A 20,010-nucleotide genomic window follows, 5' to 3' on the forward strand; every position below is an offset into this window, starting at 1 on the left:
CGCGCTCGGCGACGACGCGCTGATCCTCTCCCACCGCCTGGGCGAGTGGGCGGGCCACGCCCCCGTCCTGGAGGAGGAGGTCGCGCTCGCCAACATCGCCCTCGACCTGCTCGGCCAGGCCCGCATCCTGCTGTCCATGGTGGGCGACGAGGACGAGCTGGCCTTCCTGCGCGAGGAGCGTTCCTTCCGCAACCTCCAGCTGGTCGAGCAGCCGAACGGCGACTTCGCACACACCATCGCCCGCCAGCTCTACTTCTCCGTCTACCAGCACGAGCTCTACGGGGAACTGGCCACCGGAGACGGCCCGTTCGCCCCGCTCGCGGCCAAGGCCGTCAAGGAGACCGCGTACCACCGCGACCACGCCGAGCAGTGGACGCTGCGGCTCGGCGACGGCACGGACGAGAGCCGCCGGCGGATCCGGACCGCGCTGGACGGGCTGTGGAAGTACACCGGCGAGATGTTCCAGCCGGTCGACGGGCTGGACGTGGACCTGGCCGCCCTCGAAGGACGCTGGCTGGCCGCGCTGGGCGGCGTACTGGAGCGGGCCGGGCTCGATCTGCCCGAGGGCCCGCGTACGGGGGCCTGGGCCGCCGGAGCGGGCCGGCAGGGGCTGCACACCGAGCCGTTCGGGCGGCTGATCGCCGAGATGCAACACCTGCACCGCAGCCATCCGGGAGCGTCGTGGTGACCGGCACCGGAGCCGCCGGGGCGGCGAGCACGACCCGTCTGGAGGCGGAGCTGACCGAGCTCGCCGGCTCCGTCCCCGATCCCGAGCTGCCCGTGCTCACCCTCGCCGAGCTGGGCGTCGTGCGCGGCGTGCGGATGCACGAGGACGGCCACGCCGAGGTCACCCTCACCCCCACCTACACCGGCTGCCCTGCCATCGAGGCGATGTCGGCCGACATCGAGCGGGTCCTGACCGGCCACGGCATAGCCGAGGTGCGGGTCACCACGGTGCTTTCCCCGGCCTGGTCGACGGATGACATCAGCGCCGAAGGCCGCCGGAAGCTGGCCGAGTTCGGCATCGCCCCGCCCCGCCCGCACGCCGCGGGCGGACCGGTCCCCCTCACCCTGTCGGTCCGCTGCCCCCACTGCGGATCGACCGACACCGAACTGCTCAGCCGGTTCTCCTCCACCGCGTGCAAGGCGCTGCGCCGCTGCGTCGCCTGCCGCGAACCGTTCGACCACTTCAAGGAGCTGTGAATGGCCGTGTCCGCGCCGCAGGCGTCCCCGGGCCCCGCGCGCCCTGCCCGCCACGGCGCCTTCCACCCGCTGACGGTGACGGCGGTCGACCGGCTCACCGACGACTCCGTGGCGCTGACCCTGGCCGTCCCCGAGGAACTGCGCGCCGAGTACCGGCACGCGCCCGGCCAGCACCTCACCCTGCGCCGCAACGCGCCGGAGGGCCCGGAGATCCGCCGCACCTACTCGATCTGCTCGCCCGCCCCGGCCGCCGACGGCCCGGGCCCGGCGGAGCTGCGGGTCGGGGTGCGACTGGTGGAGGGCGGCGAGTTCTCCACGTTCGCGCACAAGGAGATCGCCGCCGGGGACGTGCTGGACGTGATGGTCCCGGCCGGCCGGTTCGTGCTGGATCCGGCCGCCGCCCCCGCCGGCGCGCACTACGCGGCGGTCGTCGGCGGCAGCGGGATCACCCCGGTGCTGTCGATCGCCGCGAGCCTGCTGGCGGCGCGGCCCGACGCCCGCTTCTGCCTGGTGCGCAGCGACCGGACGGCCGCCTCGACGATGTTCCTGGAGGAGGTGGCCGACCTCAAGGACCGCTACCCGGCCCGCTTCCAGCTGGTGACGGTGCTCTCCCGCGAGGAGCAGGAGGCCGGACTGCCCTCGGGCCGGCTCGACGAGGCGCGCCTGACGTCCCTGCTGCCCGCGCTGCTGCCGGTCCCGGAGGTGACGGGCTGGTTCCTGTGCGGTCCGTACGGGCTGGTGCTGAGCGCCGAGCGGGCGCTGGGCGAGCTGGGGGTCGTACGGACCCGGGTGCACGAGGAGATCTTCCACGTCGAGGACGCCGCCGCGGCGGCCCCGGCCCGGTCCGCGGCGCCCTCCCACGGCCGGGTCACGGCCCGGCTCGACGGCCGCTCGGGCACCTGGCCGGTCCAGGACGGCGAGTCGCTGCTGGACGCCGTGCTGCGCAACCGCGCGGACGCCCCGTACGCCTGCAAGGGCGGGGTCTGCGGCACCTGCCGGGCGTTCCTGGTGGCGGGCGAGGTGCGGATGGACCGCAACTTCGCGCTGGAGGCGGAGGAGACGGAGGCCGGATTCGTCCTGGCCTGCCAGTCCCACGCGGTGACGGAGGAAGTGGAGATCGACTTCGACCGCTAGCCGTCGGCCCAGGCCTGTGCTTTTTCGGAAGCGTGCCCTATCTTGACGCCCCGTCAGAGACGAACGGGATCCGGTGCGCGCGGGAGGACAGGCAGTGGACTTCACCTTCACCGAGGAACAGCAGGCCGCCGTCGAGGCGGCGAAGGCCGTCTTCGCGGATGTCGCTCCCGACCGCGTCCCCAGCCCCGCGCTCACGCCCGGGGCCGTCGCCCAGGAGTTCGATCGCCCGCTGTGGGCCAAGCTCGCCGGATCCGACCTGCTGAGCCTCGTCCTCGCGGAGGAACACGGCGGGGCCGGGCTCGACACCATCGCGCTGTGCCTGGTCCTGCGGGAGGCGGCGAAGGTACTGGCCCGCGTGCCGCTGCTGGAGCACTGCGCCACGGCCATGGCCGTCCAGGCCCACGGCAGCGCCGAACTGGCCGCCGCCCTGCTGCCGGGAGCCGGGCGCGGCACGCTCGTCCTCACCGTCGCCGCGCACGGCCGCACCGGGCACGATCCGGCCGAACTGGCCGTCACCGCACGCCGCGAGGGCGAGCAGTGGATCCTGGACGGGGTGCAGACCTCCGTCCCGTGGGCGCACAGTGCCGACTGGATCGCCGTACCCGCCCACCGCGGCGACGGCGAGGCGGTCCTCGCGCTCGTGCCGCGGCTCACCGAGGGGCTTGACCTCGCCGACCAGTACTCCACCAGCGGCGAGCGGCTCGCCGAACTCAGCCTGGACGGCGTCAAGGTGCCCGGGAACCACCTCGTCGACACCCCCGGCGCCTGGGACCGGCTCCACCAGCTCCTGGCCACCGGCACCTGCGCCCTCGCGCTCGGCCTCGGCGAGGCCGTCCTCACCATGACCAGCCAGTACACCGGCAAGCGCGAACAGTTCGGCTTCCCGGTGGCCACCTTCCAGGCCGTGGCCGTGCAGGCCGCCGACCGCTACATCGACCTGCGCGCCATGGAGGTCACCCTCTGGCAGGCCGCGTGGCGGCTCGACGCGGCGACCGGCGGCGCGGGCGGACCGCTGCCCAGCGCCGGTGATGTCGCGGTCGCCAAGATCTGGGCCTCCGAAGGCGTACGCCGGGTCGTGCAGACCGCACAGCACCTGCACGGCGGCTTCGGCGCCGACACGGACTACCCGCTGCACCGCTACCACGCCTGGGCCAAGCAGCTGGAACTCCAGCTCGGGCCGGCCGCGGCGCACGAGGAGGCATTGGGCGACCTGCTGGCCGCCCACCCCCTCGCCTGATCCGCTGACCGCTACAGCACGAAGGCCGGGGTCCCGTTGTCCGTGACCATGGGGCGCCCGGCGCTCTCCCAGGCCTGCATCCCCCCGTCGACGTTGACGGCGTCGATGCCCTGACGCACCAGGTACTGGGTGACCTGCGCCGAGCGCCCGCCCACCCGGCACATCACGTGCACCCGGCTGTCCTCTGCGACGGCCTCCGTGAGCTCGCCGAAGCGGGCCACGAAGTCACTCATCGGGATGTGCAGCGCGCCCTCGACATGCCCGGCCGCCCATTCGTCGTCCTCCCGGACGTCCAGGACAAAGCCCTCGGAGGGCACCGCGGCGGCGTCCACCGAGGGAAGCGGTCCGAAGTTCATAGCTGTCGCCTTTTCTCTTCGCGGATCTGGCTTGCCAACCTATCCGAGGAGGGTGGCCCGACACCCCCTACTCGGTGCCGAGGGCCGCGAGCTCCGCCTCGCGTTCGGAGACCTGCGCCAGCAGCTGCTCCGCGATCTCCTCCAGCAGCCGGTCCGGGTCGTCCGGAGCCATCCGCAGCATCGACCCGATGGCGCTGTCCTCCAGCTCCCGGGCCACCGCCGCCAGCAGCTCCTTGCGCCGCGCCAGCCACTCCAGCCGGGCGTACAGCTCCTCGCTCTCGCTCGGCCGCACGGCCTCCGGCGCGGGACCGGCCGCCCACTCCTCGGCCAGCTCCCGCAGCAGCTGCTCCTCACCGCGCCCGTACGCGGCATTGACCCGCGCGATGAACGCGTCACGCCGGGCCCGCTCGGCCTCGTCCTGGGCCAGATCCGGATGCGCCTTGCGCACCAGCTCCCGGTAGAGGCGGCGGACCTCCTCCGGAGGACGCACCCGCTCCGGCGGCCGCACGGGCCGGTCGGTGAGCATCGCGGCGGCGTCGTCGGAGATCCCGTCGGAGCCGAGCCAGTCGTGGAACAGTTCCTCCACCCCGGGCATCGGCATGACCAGCGCGCGCGCGTCGCGCGCCCGCCGCAGATCCTCGGGGTCGCCACTGCGGGCCGCCTTCGCCTCCGCGATCAGCGCGTCCAGCTCGTCCAGGCGCGAGTACATCGGGCCCAGCTTCTGGTGGTGGAGCCGGGAGAAGTTCTCGACCTCCACCCGGAAGGTCTCCACCGCGATCTCGAACTCGATCAGCGCCTGCTCGGCGGCCCGCACGGCCCGGTCGAGCCGCGCCTCGGGCCGCTCGTCACCGGCGTCACTGAAGGCCCCGGCTGACCCGTCGGTCCCGGAGGTCGGGGAGGCCGGGGATGCCGCGGAGTCCCCGGGGACTGTCTGCTCGGGCTGCTCGGTCTGCTCGCTCACCCGGCCAGCCTACGGCCCGCCCGCACGGGCGATGTTTCACGTGAAACATCGCCCCGGAAGCGACGGGCGGGAAGAAGGGGGCCCGACCCGCCTCGAGGCGCCCGTCAGACCCCGGCCTCCGCCGCGATCCGCCCGCTGCGTACCGCCGCCACCAGGTCCGCGTGGTCGGCCTCGGTCCGGTCGGCGTAGGCCACGGCGAAAGCGGCCATCGCCTCGTCCAGCTCCTCGTTCTTGCCGCAGTAGGCGGCCAGCAGCCGCGGATCGGCGCTGTGCGCGTGCGCCCGGGCCAGCAGGGCGCCGGTCATCCGCCCGTAGTCGTCGATCTGCTCCACGGCCAGCGCCGCCGGGTCCACGCTGCCCTTGCGGTTGCGGAACTGGCGTACCTGGAAGGGCCGCCCCTCCACCGTGGTCCAGCCCAGCAGGATGTCGGAGACCACCTGCATCCGCTTCTGCCCGGCCACCACCCGGCGGCCCTCGTGCTCCTCCACCGCGGCGTGGAAGCCCAGCGCGGGCAGGTACGGCAGCAGCACCGACGGCCGCGCCTCCTTCACCTGGAGCACCAGCGGCTCCCCCCGGTGGTCCAGCAGCAGCACCACGTACGAGCGGGTGCCCACGCTTCCCGTGCCGACGACGCGGAAGGCCACGTCGTGGATCGCGTACCGGGCCAGCAGCGGCAGCCGGTCCCCCGGCAACGTCTTCAGGTACGGGCCGAGCGCGGCGGCCACGGCCGCCGCCTCTCCGTCGCCTACACGGCGCAGCACCGGCAGCGCGTCGACGAACCGCCGCTGGGCCGATTCGCCGTCGGGCCGGTTCCCGTCGGCCTCGCCGTCGGGAACCACCTCGGTCGACTTGGCGGCGAAACGCGCCGAGGTGTTGTTGCGGGCCTTCGCCGAGACCCGTTCCAGGGTGCCCAGCAGGTCGCGGGCGTCGGTGTGGGAGACCAGTTCCTCATCGGCGATGGCGTTCCACGCGTCGAGCGCGGGGAGCCTCGCCAGCAGCCGCATGGTGCGCCGGTACGCGCCCACCGCGTCCAGCGCCGCCGCCCGGCAGGTGTCCTCGTCGGCGCCCGCCACCCGCCCGGCCAGCACCAGCGAGGTCGCCAGCCGCTTCACGTCCCACTCCCACGGGCCGAAGACGGTCTCGTCGAAGTCGTTCAGGTCGATGACGAGCCGGCCGCGCGCGTCCCCGTACAGGCCGAAGTTGGCGGCGTGCGCGTCTCCGCAGATCTGCGCGCCCACCCCCGTCACCGGACCGCCGGACAGGTCGTGCGCCATCAGCCCGGCCGCACCGCGCAGGAACGCGAAGGGGTTCGCGGCCATCCGGCCCACCCGTATCGGGGTCAGCTCGGCGACCCGGCCGACGTTGGACTCCTCCACCGCCCGCACGGCGTCCGGCCGCCCGGCCGGAGCCTCGAACCGTGCGTGCGCCGCGCGCGGTACCCGCACCCGCAGCGCCTTCCCGGCGTCCTTCGGCGAACTCGCCACGGTCCGGCGCGCGAAGCCCTCGACGCGCGGTATCCGCCCGCCGCCCGGGCCCGCCGCCCCGTCCACGCCGCCCACGCCGCCCACCGCGCACTGCTCCGGTACCGTCACCATCCGCGCCGCCCCCACCCACACCTGTCGCGCCACACCGGCCGCCCCGGCCGATCTTCGGCCCGAACCGTATCTACAGCCCGGCGTCCCTGGCCAGCAGGGCGGCCTGGACCCGGTTCTCGCACTCCAGCTTCGCGAGGATCCGGCTCACGTACGTCTTCACCGTGCCCTCGCTCATGTGCAGCCGCCGGCCCGCGTCCGCGTTCGACAGCCCCTCCCCCAGCAGCGCCAACACCCCGCGCTCCCGTTCGCTGAGCTCCGCCACACGCCGCCGGGCCGCCTCGCCGCGACCCGCGGCCTGACCGGCCGCCAGCTGGTCGACCACGTGCCGGGTCGCCGAGGGCGAGAGGTACGCGTCCCCGGCGGCCGCCGCCCGGACCGCGCCGATCAGCTCACCGGGCGCCGAGTCCTTCAGCAGGAAGCCGGCGCCTCCCTGGCCCAGCGCCCGCAGCACGTTCTCCTTCTCCCCGAAGGTGGTCAGGATCAGCGCCCGCACGCCCGGCACCGTCCGCACCAGCTCGCCCAGCGCCGTCAGCCCGTCCATCACCGGCATCTGGATGTCCAGCAGCACCACGTCCGGGGCGTGCGACCGGACCAACTCCACCGCCTCCCGGCCGTTCGCCCCCTCCGCGACGACCTCGATGTCCGGAGCCGAGGTCAGGATCATCCTGATCCCGGCCCGGATCAGCGGCTCGTCGTCAGCGATCACCACTCGGATCACCTTGGCTGTCACCCGCGCTCCTACTGCTTGACCTCGTAAGCCTGCTTCTCGACGAGCTTGCCGTCCTTGAAGCAGAACCGGAAAACGGCGTCGGTGGTCAGCTCCGGCGTGCTCTGCGTCGACAACAGCACCAGACAGTCCGTCCCCGGCGGCTGCTTCGGTCCCTTGCCGCCCAGGCCCGTCGTCAAAAGACTGTCCCCGTCCGGCAGCCGCTCGCGCACGGCCTGCTCCGGCTCGCCCACGTGCACCGCGTCGTACTGCTCCTCGGAGATCATCGCCTTGTCCGCCGAGCCCACCAGCATCACCACTCCGGCCCCGAGCACGATGATCAGCAGCACCATCGCCGCGACGGCGATCCCACAGCCCATCGCGACGCCCCCGCTCCGGCTGCGCACCGGACCCGTCAGCTCGCGGTCCACCGCCGCCCAGTCCATCGTCGGCACGCCCGCCGCCCTCTGCGCCTGGACCTGGTACTGGGCCTGCGACTGCTGGCCGAAATCGTCGGCCACGTCCTCGACGAGCCCGGCCGGCTCCGTCCCGTACGGCAGCACACCGGCCACCCGGAATCCCCCGCCCTCGGCGGCGCCGGCGTGCACCATGCCGCCGACCAGCCGCGCCCGCTCCCGAAGCCCCGTCAGACCCTGCCCGCCGGACACCACCTCACCGGCGCCCGGTCCGACCGCCGGGCCGTTGGCGATCTCCACCACCAGCGAGTCGTCCTCGTACCGCAGCGCCACCGTGATCGCGGCCCCCGGTGCGTGCTTGTAGGCGTTGGTCAGCGCCTCCTGCACGATCCGGTAGGCCGCGTGGTCGCAGGCCGCGACGAGCGGCCGGGGCCGGCCCGCCGTGGTGAGCCGTACGTCGGTCCCCGAACCCCGCGCCGCTTCGACGATGCCCGCGATTCCGGCCACCCCGCGCGCGGCCGGCTGCGGCTCCTCCACGGGGACCGGTGCCTCCACGCCGTCCCGCAGGATCCCGACGACCTCGCGCAGTTCGTGCATCGCCGCCACCGAGGCCGCCCGCAGCACCCCCACCGCCTCGCGCTGACGGTCGGTGAGCACGGGGTCCACCTCCAGTGCCCCCGTGTGCACCGAGATCAGCGCCAGCTGGTGGCCCAGGCTGTCGTGCATGTCCTGGGCGATCCGCTGCCGCTCCCGCAGCCTGGCCTGCCCGGCCACCATCGTCCGCTCGCGCAGCAGACGGCTGTTGCGCTCCTGGAGCGCGCTCAGCAGCGTCCGGCGCTGATGCCAGTACCGGCTGGCCAGCCCCGGCATCGCCGTCAACGCCAGGAACATGAGGGTGGAGAACACGATCAGCAACAGGGCCCGCGTCTGCGACCACTCGGCGACCAGGCCGAGACCGACCGCCGCGAGGAAGGCCAGGACGAAGGCGCCCAGTGCGCGGCCCACTCCGACGATCCGGTGGCCTGCGGACCAGCCCAGCAGGATCGTCACCAGGAGCACCCCGGGCAGGAACGCCGTCGCCGCCGACGCCGCGACCAGCGTGGTCGCCGGCAGGCGTCGGCGCAGCAGCGTCAGCACCACGACGGTCACGACGGCCGCGACCATCTCCGGCCGGGAGCTGTTGCTCAGCTCGTCGAGACCGACGCCGAGCAGCGCCATCACCGCGGCAACGGTCAGATCCCCCGCCACCCTGCGCCGGGACCAGGGCTCCGGGCCCTTCAGCCAGTCCCAGCCCGCACGCATCCTCGCCGTCGCATCCACGCGACCGACCCTAGACACGGGGGTACGCCGACGGCCGCCCTCTTTCGTCGTGCGCCGCGCGACGAAAGTCGGACGGCCGGAAAACGTGTCCAGGCCCACAATGCGAGAAGCCCCGATCCGGATTCCGGATCGAGGCTTCCCCGATGTGGGCGAGGGGGGATTTGAACCCCCACGTCCCGAAGGACACTGGCACCTGAAGCCAGCGCGTCTGCCGTTCCGCCACTCGCCCGAGCAGCTCCCCAGTGGTTCTTCCCTTTCGGGCCGTTCCCCTGGCGACGTCGAAACATTAGCACGTAGAACGGGGTGGAATCACATCGCTTTCCCGCACCTCCGCACCCCCGCCACGAAGGCCCCTCCCGCAGTCCGCGCCGGGTGCGGGACACTGTCCCTGGAGCCCCCCTACGATCCCTTGTGAGGACCAACACTCCTGCACACAGGACTGATGGGGAACCAGCCGAATCCGCCACGCGTGGATACGATCAGTAAGCAGTACAGGGCGACAACGACGGAGGAGGTGCCCCATGGGAGTCCTGAAGCGGTTCGAGCAGCGACTCGAAGGTCTGGTGAACGGCACCTTCGCCAAGGTGTTCAAGTCCGAGGTCCAGCCGGTGGAGATCGCCGGCGCCCTCCAGCGTGAGTGCGACAACAACGCCACCATCTGGAACCGCGAGCGGACCGTCGTCCCCAACGACTTCATCGTGGAGCTGAGCGCCGGTGACTACGACCGCCTGAGCCCCTACTCCGGCCAGCTCGGCGACGAGCTCGCGGGCCTCGTCCGCGACTACGCCAAGCAGCAGCGCTACAGCTTCATGGGGCCCATCAAGGTCCAACTGGAGAAGGCCGACGACCTCGACACCGGGCTCTACCGGGTCCGCAGTCGTACCCTGGCCTCCAGCACCTCCCAGGCGGCCCCGCAGGCCCCACAGGGCCAGCAGCAGGGCGGTTACGGCTATCCACCGCCGGTCGCCGCCCCGCCCATGCCTCCCGGACCGCCCCCGGGCGGACCGGGTGCCCGTCCCGGCGCGGGTGCTCCCGCACCCACCGGTGCCCCAGGCACCACGCGCCGCTGGATCGAGATCAACGGCAACCGCCACCAGATCTCGCGCCCCACGCTCGTACTCGGCCGAAGCACCGAGGCCGATGTGCGGATCGACGACCCCGGCGTATCGCGCCGGCACTGTGAGATCCGGACCGGAACACCCCCGACGATCCAGGATCTCGGGTCCACCAACGGCATCGTGGTGGACGGACAGCACACCACCCGCGCTACGCTCCGCGACGGCTCGCGGATCGTCGTGGGCAGCACCACCATCATTTATCGGCAAGCCGAAGGGTGAAGCGGGGGCAATGTCAGAGCTGACCCTGACGGTCATGCGGTTGGGTTTCCTGGCCGTTCTGTGGCTGTTCGTCATCGTGGCCGTACAGGTCATCCGCAGCGACCTCTTCGGAACGAGAGTCACGCAACGCGGCTCCCGCCGTGGCGGCGCCACCAGCGCGCCGCAGCAGACGGGGCGGCAGGCCGCCGCGCCTCCGCAGCAGCGCCAGCGCCGCGGTGCGCCGACCAAGCTGGTCGTCTCCGAGGGCACCCTCACGGGAACCACGGTGGCCCTCGCCGGCCAGACGATCACGCTGGGCCGTGCCCACGACTCCACGATCGTGCTGGACGACGACTATGCCTCCAGCAGGCATGCCAGGATCTACCCCGACCGTGACGGCCAGTGGATCGTCGAGGATCTCGGGTCCACCAACGGCACGTATCTCGACCGGACCCGGCTGACCACCCCGACGCCCATTCCGCCGGGCGCACCGATCCGCATCGGCAAGACCGTCATCGAGCTGCGGAAGTAGTAACAGAATGAGCGAGCGGAGCGAGCGAGCCGCGGCGGTCCGTCCCCCCGGGGACACGGACCTGTGCGCGCTCCCGACCGGAGGGTGGGCAGTGTGGCTCGAGACCGGTTGTACCCGGAGCCGACAGGCGAGGTGCGCATGAGTCTGTCCCTGCGCTTCGCCGCCGGATCGCACAAAGGCATGATCCGCGAGGGCAACGAGGACTCCGGCTACGCCGGTCCCCGGCTCCTCGCGATCGCCGACGGCATGGGCGGCCAGGCCGCCGGCGAAGTGGCCAGCTCCGAGGTGATCTCGACGCTCGTGCAGCTCGACGACGACGTCCCGGGCTCCGACATCCTCACCGCGCTCAGCGTCGCCGTGCAGCGCGCCAACGACCAGCTGCGGCTCATGGTCGAGGAGGATCCCCAGCTCGAGGGCATGGGCACCACGCTCACCGCCCTGCTGTGGACCGGCCAGCGGCTCGGGCTCGTCCACGTCGGCGACTCCCGCGCGTACCTGCTGCGCGACGGCGTCCTCACGCAGATCACCCAGGACCACACCTGGGTGCAGCGCCTCGTCGACGAGGGCCGGATCACCGAGGAAGAGGCCACGACCCACCCGCAGCGCTCCCTCCTCATGAGGGCGCTCGGCAGCGGCGACATCGTGGAACCGGACCTGTCCATCCGCGAGGTCCGGGCGGGCGACCGCTACCTCATCTGCTCCGACGGCCTGTCCGGCGTGGTCTCCCACCAGACCCTGGAAGAGACCCTCGCCGACTACCACGGCCCCCACGAGACGGTGCAGTCCCTGATCCAGCTCGCCCTGCGCGGCGGCGGTCCGGACAACATCACCTGCATCGTGGCGGACGTGCTCGACACCGACAGCGGCGACACCCTCGCCGCCCAGCTGAGCGACACCCCGGTCGTCGTCGGCGCGGTCGCAGAGAACCAGCACCAGCTCTTCGACGGCGGCAACGCCATGCAGACCCCGGCCGGCCGCGCCTCGGGCCTCGGCCGCCAGGCCGCGCCGCCCGCCGGCGCCTTCGGCCCTCCCGGCAGCGGCGAGACCCCCGGCTACGGATTCCCCGACCAGAGCCAGGGCGGCGGCGCGTACGGAAGCTTCGGCGAAGCGGACGCCTACGACGGCGACTCGAGTTACGAGGACACGTACGACCACCCGCGCAGGCGTCGCGGCAAAGGGCGCAAGTGGGCCACCCGCACGCTGATCCTGCTCCTCGTGGCCGGTGTCGTCGGCGGCGGCCTCTATGCCGCGCACCGCTGGACGCAGACCCAGTACTACGTCGGGATCAAGGGTGATCACGTCGCGCTGTACCGCGGCATCAGCCAGAACCTGGCCTGGATCCACCTCTCCAAGGTGGAGACCGACCACCCCGACATCGAACTGAAGTACCTACCGCCCTTCAAGCGCAAACTGGTCGAGGCCACCATCAGCGAGGACAGCCTCGACGGCGCCCGCAAGAAGATCGACGAGCTCGGCACCCAGGTCTCCGCCTGCAAGAAGGACGAGGCCCGCCGCGCCGCCGAAGCGCAGAACACCCAGCCACCCGGCCCCGGCCTGACCCCTGCGGAGCAGCAGCTGGTCGGCCTGTGCGAAAAGCAGTAGACATACGCGGGCACAGGGGGCCTGCCACACCATGAGCGTTGTCACCAACACGACCACCATCGGCGCCATCGAGGCGCCGAGCCGGCGGAACACCGAGCTCCTGCTGCTCGGCTTCGCCGTGGTCATCCCGATCTTCGCCTACGCCAATGTGGGCCTGGCCATCCACGGCGAGCTGCCCCCGGGCATGCTGCTCTACGGACTCGGCTTCGCCGTTCTCGCCGGCATCGCCCACCTCGTCGTACGCCGCTACGCCAAGTACGCCGACCCGTTGCTGCTGCCGCTCGCCACCCTCCTCAACGGACTCGGCGTCGTACTGATCTGGCGGCTCGACCAGTCCGAGCGGCTGCAGAACCTCGCCAAGAACAGCTTCGGCGCCTTCACGGAGTCCGCCCCGCGCCAGATGCTCTACACGGCGCTCGCCATCGCCCTGTTCGCCGTGGTGCTGCTGGTCCTGAAGGACCACCGCGTCCTCCAGCGGTTCACGTACATCTCCATGGCGGCCTCGCTGATCCTGCTGATCCTGCCCGTCATCCCGGGTCTCGGCGCGGACGTCTTCGGCGCCAAGATCTGGATCAGCGTCGGCGGCTTCTCCATCCAGCCCGGCGAGTTCGCGAAGATCGTCATCGCGATCTTCTTCGCCGGCTACCTGATGGTCAAGCGCGACGCCCTGGCCCTGGCCAGCCGCCGGTTCATGGGCCTCTACCTGCCGCGCGGCCGCGACCTCGGCCCGATCCTGATGATCTGGGCGATGAGCCTGCTCGTCCTCGTCTTCGAGAACGACCTCGGCACCTCGCTGCTCTTCTTCGGCATGTTCGTGATCATGCTGTACGTGGCCACCGAGCGGACGAGCTGGATCGTCATCGGCCTGCTCATGTCGATGGGCGGGGCCGTGGTGGTGGCCTCTTTCGCCAGCCACGTCCAGGCCCGCGTGGACGCCTGGCTCGACCCCTTCGGCTGCTACGCCGACTCCGGTGCCTGTGAGCAGGTCGGCCAGTCGATCATGAGCTTCGGTTCGGGCGGAGTGCTCGGCACCGGCTGGGGACAGGGCAACTCCGACCTCATCGGATTCGCCGCCAACTCCGACTTCATCTTCTCCACCGTCGGCGAAGAACTCGGCCTCACCGGCGTCATGGCCTTCTTGCTGCTCTACGGGCTGATCATCGAGCGGGGTGTCCGCACCGCCCTCGCCGCCCGCGACCCCTTCGGCAAGCTCTTCGCCATCGGGCTGTCGGGCGCCTTCGCCCTCCAGATCTTCGTCGTCGCCGGCGGGGTCATGGGCCTCATCCCCCTGACCGGCATGACCATGCCGTTCCTCGCGTCGGGCGGCTCCTCCGTCCTCGCGAACTGGATCCTCATCGCCGTCCTCATCCGGATCAGCGACACCGCACGCCGCCCGGCCCCGGCCCCCGCCCCGTCCCCCGACTCCGAGATGACCCAGGTGGTCCGCCCGTCATGAACAAGCCCCTGCGCCGCATCTCGCTGTTCTGCGGGCTGCTCGTCCTCGCGCTGCTGATCCGGACCAACTGGCTGCAGTACGTCCAGGCCGAGGAACTCAGCACCCGCAAGGAGAACCGCCGGGTCCAGATCGCCCAGTACGCCACCGAGCGCGGCAACATCATCGTCGAGGGCCAGCCCATCACCGGCTCGGCCGTCACGGACGGCAGCGACTACAAGTTCAAGCGGACCTACCTCGACGGCCCCCTCTGGGCGCCCGTCACCGGGTACGCCTCGCAGGCCTACGGCTCCACCCAGCTCGAGTCCCTCGACGACGGCATCCTCACCGGCAACGACGACCGGCTCTTCTTCGACCGGACCATCGGCATGTTCACCGGCGAGAAGAAGCAGGGCGGCAACGTCGTCACCACCCTGAACGCCGCCGCGCAGAAGGCCGCCTACGAGAAGCTCGGCAGCAAGAAGGGCGCCGTCGCGGCCATCGACCCGCGCACCGGCGCCATCCTGGCCCTGGTCAGCACGCCGTCCTACGACCCGTCGAGCTTCGCCGGCAACTCCAAGAACGACGAGAAGGCCTGGATCGCGCTCAAGGACAGCGAGGACAAGAACCTCGTCAACCGCGCCCTGCGCGAGACCTACCCGCCGGGCTCCACCTTCAAGGTGGTCACGGCCGCCGCCGCCCTGGAGAACGACGTCGTCACCGACATCGACGCCCCCACGGACACCCCTGAGCCGTACATCCTGCCCGGCACCAGGACCCCGATGGTCAACCACGCCACCGGCTGCGAGAAGTCCAGCCTGAACAACGCGCTGCGGGTCTCCTGCAACTCGGTCTTCGCCAACCTCGGCGACAAGGTCGGCCGCGACAAGATGGTCGAGACGGCCCAGAAGTTCGGCTTCAACAACGACAAGATCGACACCCCGGTCCGCGCCTTCGCCAGCGTCTACGACAAGACGATGGGCAAGGACGGCAACGCCCAGAGCTCCATCGGCCAGTTCAACACCGCCGCCACCCCGCTCCAGATGGCCATGGTCACCGCGGCCATCGCGAACGACGGCAAGCTGATGAAGCCGTACATGGTCGACCAGCTCACCGCGCCGAACCTCGACGTGATCGAGAAGCACGAGCCGGCCGAGATGAGCCGTCCGCTCAGCGCCGCCAACGCGCAGAAGCTCCAGCAGATGATGGTCAACGTCGTCGAGAACGGCACGGGCGACAAGGCCAAGATCAAGGGCGTCACCGTCGGCGGCAAGACCGGCACCGCCCAGCACGGCGAGAAGAACGCCAAGCGCCCCTACGCCTGGTTCATCTCCTACGCCGAGAACCCCGACGGCTCCTCGCCCGTCGCCGTCGCCGTCGTCATCGAGGACAGCGCCGCCGACCGCGAGGACATCAGCGGCGGCGGCCAGGCCGCGCCGGTCGCCAAGGCCGTGATGGAAGCCGTGCTGAAGAGCAAGGCATGAGGAGCCGAGACAGGATCCGAGCGCTCGGTACCGGTCCGATATCAGCCTGTGGTCACGAACCGATCACCCTCGATCGGCCGGTAGCCTTGCCGCGAACAGCACACCGCCGGACCACACACCGGTGCGGTCGGGACTGACGGAGAGGGCTGCAAGTTATGGAAGAGCCGCGTCGCCTCGGCGGCCGGTACGAGCTGAGCCACGTGCTCGGCCGTGGTGGCATGGCCGAGGTCTACCTCGGTCACGACACCCGGCTCGGCCGTACCGTCGCCGTCAAGACCCTGCGCGCCGACCTCGCCCGCGACCCGTCCTTCCAGGCCCGGTTCCGCCGCGAGGCCCAGTCGGCCGCATCGCTCAACCACCCGGCGATCGTCGCGGTCTACGACACCGGCGAGGACTACGTCGACAACATCTCCATCCCGTACATCGTGATGGAGTACGTCGACGGGTCCACCCTGCGCGAGCTGCTGCACTCCGGCCGCAAGCTGCTGCCCGAGCGGACCCTGGAGATGTGCATCGGCATCCTCCAGGCCCTCGAGTACTCGCACCGCGCCGGCATCGTGCACCGCGACATCAAGCCCGCCAACGTCATGCTCACCCGGACCGGCCAGGTCAAGGTCATGGACTTCGGCATCGCCCGCGCCATGGGCGACTCCGGCATGACCATGACGCAGACGGCCGCCGTCATCGGCACCGCCCAGTACCTCTCCCCGGAGCAGGCCAAGGGCGAGCAGGTCGACGCGCGCTCCGACCTCTACTCCGCGGGCTGCCTGCTCTACGAACTGCTCAGTGTCCGGCCGCCGTTCGTCGGGGACTCCCCCGTGGCCGTCGCCTACCAGCACGTACGCGAAGAGCCCCAGCCGCCGTCGAACTTCGACCCCGAGATCACGCCCGTGATGGACGCCATCGTCCTCAAGGCACTGGTCAAGGACCCCGACTACCGCTACCAGTCGGCCGACGAGATGCGGGCCGACATCGAGGCCTGCCTCGAAGGCCAGCCCGTCGCCGCCACCGCCTCCATGGGCGTCGGCGGATACGGCTACCCCGACCAGGGCCACGGCTACGGTCACCAGGGCTACGACCAGCCCACCACCGCCCTGCGCTCCCCCGACGCCGGCCAGACCTCCATGCTCCCGCCGATGCCTCCGGGCGACGGCGGATACAGCGGGTCCGCCGGGTACGCGGGCCAGGGCCACGGCGGGTACGACCAGGGCCACGGCCGCCGCCAGAAGAAGAGCCGGGCCTCGACGATCCTGCTCGTCCTCGCCGGTGTCCTCGTGCTGGTCGGGGCCATCCTGATCGGCCAGTCCCTCTTCGGCGACAAGGCGGACAACCGTCCCAACGTGCCCAAGCTCATCGGCGAGACCCTCGAGGCGGCGCAACAGCGCGGTACGAGAGTCGGCCTCAAGGTGGAGAAGGAGGGGGACGAAGCCTGCGACGGCCAGCCCAAGGGTCGCATCTGCTCGCAGAACCCACCCCCTGACACCAAGGTCGACTCCGGCTTCACGATCAAGGTCAAGGTCTCCTCGGGCGCGCCCAAGGTCAAGGTGCTCGACGTCCTCAGCATGAAGTTCGAGCAGGCCGAGGCCGAGCTGAGGGAGAAGGGCTTCCAGGTCGAGAAGAAGACCCAGGAGTCCGAGCGGACCGTCGACACCGTGCTGGACCAGGACCCCAAGAGCGGCAGCGAGGCCGAGAAGGGTTCGGTCGTCACGCTGACCGTGGCCAAGGCGGTGTCGAAGGCCGCTGTGCCCGACCTCACCGGCAAGACCAAGGAGCTGGCCTCCAAGGCCCTCACGGACGTGGGCCTCAAGCTCGGGAGCGTCACCGAGGCCGACAACCCGGCGGTCGCGCCGAAGACGGTCTTCTCCCAGCAGTTCCCGCCCGGCGAGCAGGTCAAGCCGGGCAGCTCGGTCAATGTCACGATCTCCAAGGCCGCCGCGGCGCCGACCACCGTCCCGCCGCTGGCCGGCAGGACCGTCGCGCAGGCGAGGGCCATCCTGATCAGCAAGGGCCTGGTCTTCGGCACGGTCCTGGCGGGCCCGAACGACGAGAACGCCAGGGTCCTGACCTCCGACCCGCCGGTCAACGCCCCGGTCCAGCCGGGCTCGGCCGTCAACGTCACCACCATGGCGGGCGGCGGCGGCCAGGACGACGGCGGCAACAACAACGGCGGCAACAACGGCGGCTTCTTCGGAGGCATCGGCGGCCGCTAGCCGGTCCCCCCACCCCCGCGATGCGACACAGCGCCGTCGGGCCCGGCTCCCCGCTCCGCGGGGGCCGGGCCCGACCCGTTGTCGCGCCAGCCTCGGCTCAGCGCAGCTCGGCCGGTAGCGTGCGCTTCGCGTCCACCTTCTCGGTCCGTACCAGCTCGCCCCACACGATGTAGCGGTACTTCGAGGTGTACACCGGCGTGCAGGTCGTCAGGGTGATGTAGCGCCCGGGGCCGGTCTTGCCCGACTCCTTCGGGACCGGGTTGAGGACGTCCACGTTGTACTTCGAGGTCTGGCGCAGCTCGGCGAAGACCTTGTACACGTACCAGGTGTCCCGCGTCTCGAAGACGATCGCGTCGCCGTTCTTCACCTTGTCGATGTTGTGGAACTTCGCCCCGTGCCCGTCCCGGTGCGCGGCCAGCGAGAAGTTGCCCTTCTGGTCCCAGGGCAGCGCCGACTTCACCGGCTCCGTGTAGTACCCGGCCACGCCGTTGTTCAGGGTCTCCGGCGCCGTGCCCGGCTTGACGAGCACCTCGCCGCTGTCCATCGCCGGCACGTGCAGGAAGCCGATCCCGTCCTTGGTGTCGAGGGCCCCCGGCTGCGCGGGCGCGTCCGGGGCGGGCGCCGACGTCTGCCACTGCCGGCGGATCGCGTCGCCGCGCGCCGACGCCTGCCGGTCGGCGAGGACGTTCGTCCACCACAGCGAGTACGCCACGAACAGGGCCAGGACCAGGCCCACCGTGATCAGAAGCTCCCCCAGCAGACTCAGGAAACCGGCGGTCACACTGCGGTTGCGGGGCGGCGCTGCGGAGCGGCGGCGGGCACGAGACACTGCGGATTCGTCCTTACGGGCTGGTCAGCGCGGGCGGAGCACCCTGGCTGCGGGGGCGTTCTTCGGTCATCCTGCCCCATACGATCATCCGGTAGGTGCTCGTGAACTCGGGAGTGCAGGTCGTCAGCGTGATGTACCGGCCCTCGCCGGTGAATCCGGACCCGTCGGGCACCGGCTTGATCACCGAGACGTTCGTCGGCGGGGTCTGCGGCAGCGCCGAGGTCATCTCGTACGTGTAGTACGCGTCCCGCGTCTCCACCACGATCGGATCCCCCGGCACCAGCTTGTTGATGTAGCGGAACGGCTCGCCGTGCGTGTTCCGGTGCCCGGCGACCGCGAAGTTGCCCTGCTTGTCGGACGGCATCGCCGTCTTCAGGGCGCCCTCGCCGTAGTGTCCGACCATCCCCCGGTCCAGCACCTTCGGCTTGCTGATCCCCTCCGCCACCGGCACCTTCAGGTCCAGCTTCGGGATGTGCAGGATGGCGAAACCCTGCCCCGGCTCGAAGGCCGTCACCGGCGGCGCCGCGGCGGTCCCCGCGCCCTGCGGAGCCGGATCCCGTTCCCAGGTCTGCCGCAGCGAGCCCGCGGCGCCGTTCGCGGTCCGCTCCGCCAGCAGGTTGGTGTACCAGAGCTGGTAGGTGACGAACAGCAGCATCACCAGGCCCGTGGTGATGAAGAGCTCCCCGACCGCGCGGCTCAGCACCACAACCGGCCCGCCGGAGCGTGGGCGGGCCCTCCTGCGGCCCCGCCCGCGCCCACCGAAGGCCGAGCCGCGCGCCCGCGCGTGCGTACGCTTCGCGGCCTCCTGCGCTGCCTTGCGCCGCGCGGCCCGGCCCCCGGTGGGCGCGGACGGCGCGACCGTCGTCACGCGACGGCCTTGCCCACCACCGGGGCCAGCCCCACCGACCGCTCGACGGCGCCGGCGTCACCGCAGCGCACGAGCCAGTTCGCGAGCATCCGGTGGCCCCACTCGGTCAGCACCGACTCGGGGTGGAACTGCACACCCTCCACGTCGTGCTCGCGGTGCCGCAGGCCCATGATGATCCCGTCCTCCGTGCGCGCCGTGACCTCCAGCGCGTCCGGCAGGGTCCCGGGCTCGGCCGCGAGCGAGTGGTAGCGGGTCGCGGTGAAGGGCGACGGGAGCCCGGCGAAGACGCCCAGCCCCTCGTGCACCACGGGCGAGGTCTTGCCGTGCAGCAGCTCGGGAGCCCGGCCCACGACGCCTCCGTAGGCGACCGCCATGGACTGCATGCCGAGGCAGACTCCGAAGACCGGGACGCCCGTGTCCGCGCAGTGGCGGACCATGTCGACGCAGACGCCCGCTTCCTCCGGCGTGCCCGGTCCCGGGGAGAGCAGCACGCCGTCGAAGCCGTCCTGGGCGTGCGCCGGCTCGACCTCGTCGTTGCGCAGCACCTCGCATTCGGCGCCGAGCTGGTAGAGGTACTGCACGAGATTGAAGACAAAGCTGTCGTAATTGTCGACAACCAGAATGCGCGCGCTCACGGAGTGGCTCCCGATCCCTCGTCCACCGTCACATCGTTGAACGGAAGGAGCGGCTCGGCCCACGGGAAGACGTACTGGAACAGCACGAACACCACCGCCAGGGCCAGTACGAGAGAGATCGCCGCGCGTACCCACGCGTTGCCCGGCAGATGCCGCCAGATCCAGCCGTACATT

Annotated in this window: 18 protein-coding genes, 1 tRNA gene and 1 pseudogene; 10 read left to right on the plus strand and 10 right to left on the minus strand. The window is 71.5% G+C overall.

Going from position 1 to position 20,010, the window contains the following annotated elements; translation table 11 throughout:
• Positions 1 to 19 precede the first annotated feature (19 nt).
• The 4 genes from paaC to ACWDYJ_RS00080 all read left to right on the plus strand — a co-directional run bounded on the left by paaC (position 20) and on the right by ACWDYJ_RS00080 (position 3,574).
• Positions 20 to 688: a 1,2-phenylacetyl-CoA epoxidase subunit PaaC gene (gene paaC / locus ACWDYJ_RS00065; RefSeq protein ID WP_451563349.1), complete on the plus strand. Its 669-nt coding sequence runs from the start codon at positions 20 to 22 to the stop codon at positions 686 to 688.
• On the plus strand, positions 682 to 1,203 hold the full coding sequence (gene paaD, locus ACWDYJ_RS00070) for a 1,2-phenylacetyl-CoA epoxidase subunit PaaD (protein ID WP_451563131.1): 522 nt from the start codon (positions 682 to 684) through the stop codon (positions 1,201 to 1,203). Before paaC ends, paaD begins: the two co-directional genes overlap by 7 nt.
• Entirely contained in the window at positions 1,204 to 2,337 is a 1,134-nt protein-coding gene (locus tag ACWDYJ_RS00075) for a 2Fe-2S iron-sulfur cluster-binding protein (RefSeq protein ID WP_451563132.1), read from the plus strand. It begins immediately after the preceding gene.
• Between the two features lie 94 nt (positions 2,338 to 2,431).
• Positions 2,432 to 3,574, plus strand: a complete 1,143-nt coding sequence (locus tag ACWDYJ_RS00080) for an acyl-CoA dehydrogenase family protein (RefSeq protein ID WP_451563133.1) — start codon at positions 2,432 to 2,434, stop codon at positions 3,572 to 3,574.
• An 11-nt stretch (positions 3,575 to 3,585) separates the two neighbouring features.
• On the opposite strand, the gene ACWDYJ_RS00085 is transcribed toward ACWDYJ_RS00080, so the two are convergent.
• The 6 genes from ACWDYJ_RS00085 to ACWDYJ_RS00110 form a co-directional block, all read right to left on the minus strand.
• Positions 3,586 to 3,930 carry a rhodanese-like domain-containing protein gene (locus tag ACWDYJ_RS00085; RefSeq protein WP_451563134.1) on the minus strand — a complete coding sequence of 115 codons (345 nt, stop codon included), beginning with the start codon at positions 3,928 to 3,930 and terminating at the stop codon, positions 3,586 to 3,588.
• A 67-nt stretch (positions 3,931 to 3,997) separates the two neighbouring features.
• Positions 3,998 to 4,891 carry a J domain-containing protein gene (locus ACWDYJ_RS00090; RefSeq protein ID WP_451563135.1) on the minus strand — a complete coding sequence of 298 codons (894 nt, stop codon included), beginning with the start codon at positions 4,889 to 4,891 and terminating at the stop codon, positions 3,998 to 4,000.
• A 104-nt stretch (positions 4,892 to 4,995) separates the two neighbouring features.
• Entirely contained in the window at positions 4,996 to 6,486 is a 1,491-nt protein-coding gene (locus tag ACWDYJ_RS00095; protein WP_451563136.1) for a DUF2252 domain-containing protein, read from the minus strand.
• A 70-nt stretch (positions 6,487 to 6,556) separates the two neighbouring features.
• A complete protein-coding gene (locus ACWDYJ_RS00100; protein WP_451563137.1) occupies positions 6,557 to 7,216 on the minus strand; it encodes a response regulator transcription factor in 660 nt (219 codons plus the stop codon).
• 8 nt (positions 7,217 to 7,224) lie between these two features.
• Positions 7,225 to 8,910 carry a sensor histidine kinase gene (locus tag ACWDYJ_RS00105; protein ID WP_451563350.1) on the minus strand — a complete coding sequence of 562 codons (1,686 nt, stop codon included), beginning with the start codon at positions 8,908 to 8,910 and terminating at the stop codon, positions 7,225 to 7,227.
• A 164-nt stretch (positions 8,911 to 9,074) separates the two neighbouring features.
• Positions 9,075 to 9,157, minus strand: a tRNA-Leu gene (locus ACWDYJ_RS00110).
• A gap of 292 nt (positions 9,158 to 9,449) precedes the next feature.
• Between ACWDYJ_RS00110 and ACWDYJ_RS00115 the strand changes: the two genes are divergently transcribed.
• From ACWDYJ_RS00115 to pknB, 6 genes are all read left to right on the plus strand, one after another.
• Complete coding sequence (locus tag ACWDYJ_RS00115) at positions 9,450 to 10,265, plus strand: FhaA domain-containing protein (RefSeq protein WP_451563138.1); 816 nt, start codon at positions 9,450 to 9,452, stop codon at positions 10,263 to 10,265.
• A 10-nt stretch (positions 10,266 to 10,275) separates the two neighbouring features.
• A complete protein-coding gene (locus tag ACWDYJ_RS00120; RefSeq protein ID WP_451563139.1) occupies positions 10,276 to 10,776 on the plus strand; it encodes an FHA domain-containing protein FhaB/FipA in 501 nt (166 codons plus the stop codon).
• A 138-nt stretch (positions 10,777 to 10,914) separates the two neighbouring features.
• Positions 10,915 to 12,378: a PP2C family protein-serine/threonine phosphatase gene (locus ACWDYJ_RS00125; protein WP_451563140.1), complete on the plus strand. Its 1,464-nt coding sequence runs from the start codon at positions 10,915 to 10,917 to the stop codon at positions 12,376 to 12,378.
• 31 nt (positions 12,379 to 12,409) lie between these two features.
• Entirely contained in the window at positions 12,410 to 13,834 is a 1,425-nt protein-coding gene (locus tag ACWDYJ_RS00130) for an FtsW/RodA/SpoVE family cell cycle protein (RefSeq protein WP_451563141.1), read from the plus strand.
• The gene (locus ACWDYJ_RS00135) at positions 13,831 to 15,294 is read left to right on the plus strand and encodes a peptidoglycan D,D-transpeptidase FtsI family protein (RefSeq protein WP_451563142.1); all 1,464 of its coding nucleotides are present in this window, start codon (positions 13,831 to 13,833) and stop codon (positions 15,292 to 15,294) included. The genes ACWDYJ_RS00130 and ACWDYJ_RS00135 overlap by 4 nt, the downstream gene beginning before the upstream one ends.
• A gap of 155 nt (positions 15,295 to 15,449) precedes the next feature.
• A complete protein-coding gene (gene pknB / locus ACWDYJ_RS00140) occupies positions 15,450 to 17,504 on the plus strand; it encodes a Stk1 family PASTA domain-containing Ser/Thr kinase (protein WP_451563143.1) in 2,055 nt (684 codons plus the stop codon).
• 97 nt (positions 17,505 to 17,601) lie between these two features.
• On the opposite strand, the gene ACWDYJ_RS00145 is transcribed toward pknB, so the two are convergent.
• From ACWDYJ_RS00145 to ACWDYJ_RS00160, 4 genes and pseudogenes are all read right to left on the minus strand, one after another.
• On the minus strand, positions 17,602 to 18,333 hold the full coding sequence (locus tag ACWDYJ_RS00145) for a class E sortase (protein ID WP_451563144.1): 732 nt from the start codon (positions 18,331 to 18,333) through the stop codon (positions 17,602 to 17,604).
• Between the two features lie 13 nt (positions 18,334 to 18,346).
• Positions 18,347 to 19,039: pseudogene (locus ACWDYJ_RS00150) on the minus strand (class E sortase); the annotation flags it as partial.
• Positions 19,040 to 19,197: 158 nt separating this feature from the next.
• Positions 19,198 to 19,836: an aminodeoxychorismate/anthranilate synthase component II gene (locus ACWDYJ_RS00155; protein ID WP_451563145.1), complete on the minus strand. Its 639-nt coding sequence runs from the start codon at positions 19,834 to 19,836 to the stop codon at positions 19,198 to 19,200.
• On the minus strand, positions 19,833 to 20,009 hold the full coding sequence (locus tag ACWDYJ_RS00160) for a hypothetical protein (RefSeq protein ID WP_451563146.1): 177 nt from the start codon (positions 20,007 to 20,009) through the stop codon (positions 19,833 to 19,835). The genes ACWDYJ_RS00155 and ACWDYJ_RS00160 overlap by 4 nt, the downstream gene beginning before the upstream one ends.
• Between the last annotated feature and the right edge of the window lies 1 nt (position 20,010).

This window comes from Streptomyces sp. NPDC003042, from assembly GCF_053591315.1.

Bases quoted from the DNA above. Each gene is read 5' to 3' on its own strand.
- ACWDYJ_RS00075 (WP_451563132.1), top strand. From the start codon at position 1,204: ATGGCCGTGTCCGCGCCGCAGGCGTCCCCGGGCCCCGCGCGCCCTGCC.
- ACWDYJ_RS00085 (WP_451563134.1), bottom strand. From the start codon at position 3,930: ATGAACTTCGGACCGCTTCCCTCGGTGGACGCCGCCGCGGTGCCCTCC.
- ACWDYJ_RS00095 (WP_451563136.1), bottom strand. From the start codon at position 6,486: ATGGTGACGGTACCGGAGCAGTGCGCGGTGGGCGGCGTGGGCGGCGTG.
- ACWDYJ_RS00105 (WP_451563350.1), bottom strand. From the start codon at position 8,910: ATGCGTGCGGGCTGGGACTGGCTGAAGGGCCCGGAGCCCTGGTCCCGG.
- ACWDYJ_RS00115 (WP_451563138.1), top strand. From the start codon at position 9,450: ATGGGAGTCCTGAAGCGGTTCGAGCAGCGACTCGAAGGTCTGGTGAAC.
- ACWDYJ_RS00120 (WP_451563139.1), top strand. From the start codon at position 10,276: ATGTCAGAGCTGACCCTGACGGTCATGCGGTTGGGTTTCCTGGCCGTT.
- ACWDYJ_RS00125 (WP_451563140.1), top strand. From the start codon at position 10,915: ATGAGTCTGTCCCTGCGCTTCGCCGCCGGATCGCACAAAGGCATGATC.
- ACWDYJ_RS00130 (WP_451563141.1), top strand. From the start codon at position 12,410: ATGAGCGTTGTCACCAACACGACCACCATCGGCGCCATCGAGGCGCCG.
- ACWDYJ_RS00135 (WP_451563142.1), top strand. From the start codon at position 13,831: ATGAACAAGCCCCTGCGCCGCATCTCGCTGTTCTGCGGGCTGCTCGTC.
- pknB (WP_451563143.1), top strand. From the start codon at position 15,450: ATGGAAGAGCCGCGTCGCCTCGGCGGCCGGTACGAGCTGAGCCACGTG.
- ACWDYJ_RS00160 (WP_451563146.1), bottom strand. From the start codon at position 20,009: ATGTACGGCTGGATCTGGCGGCATCTGCCGGGCAACGCGTGGGTACGC.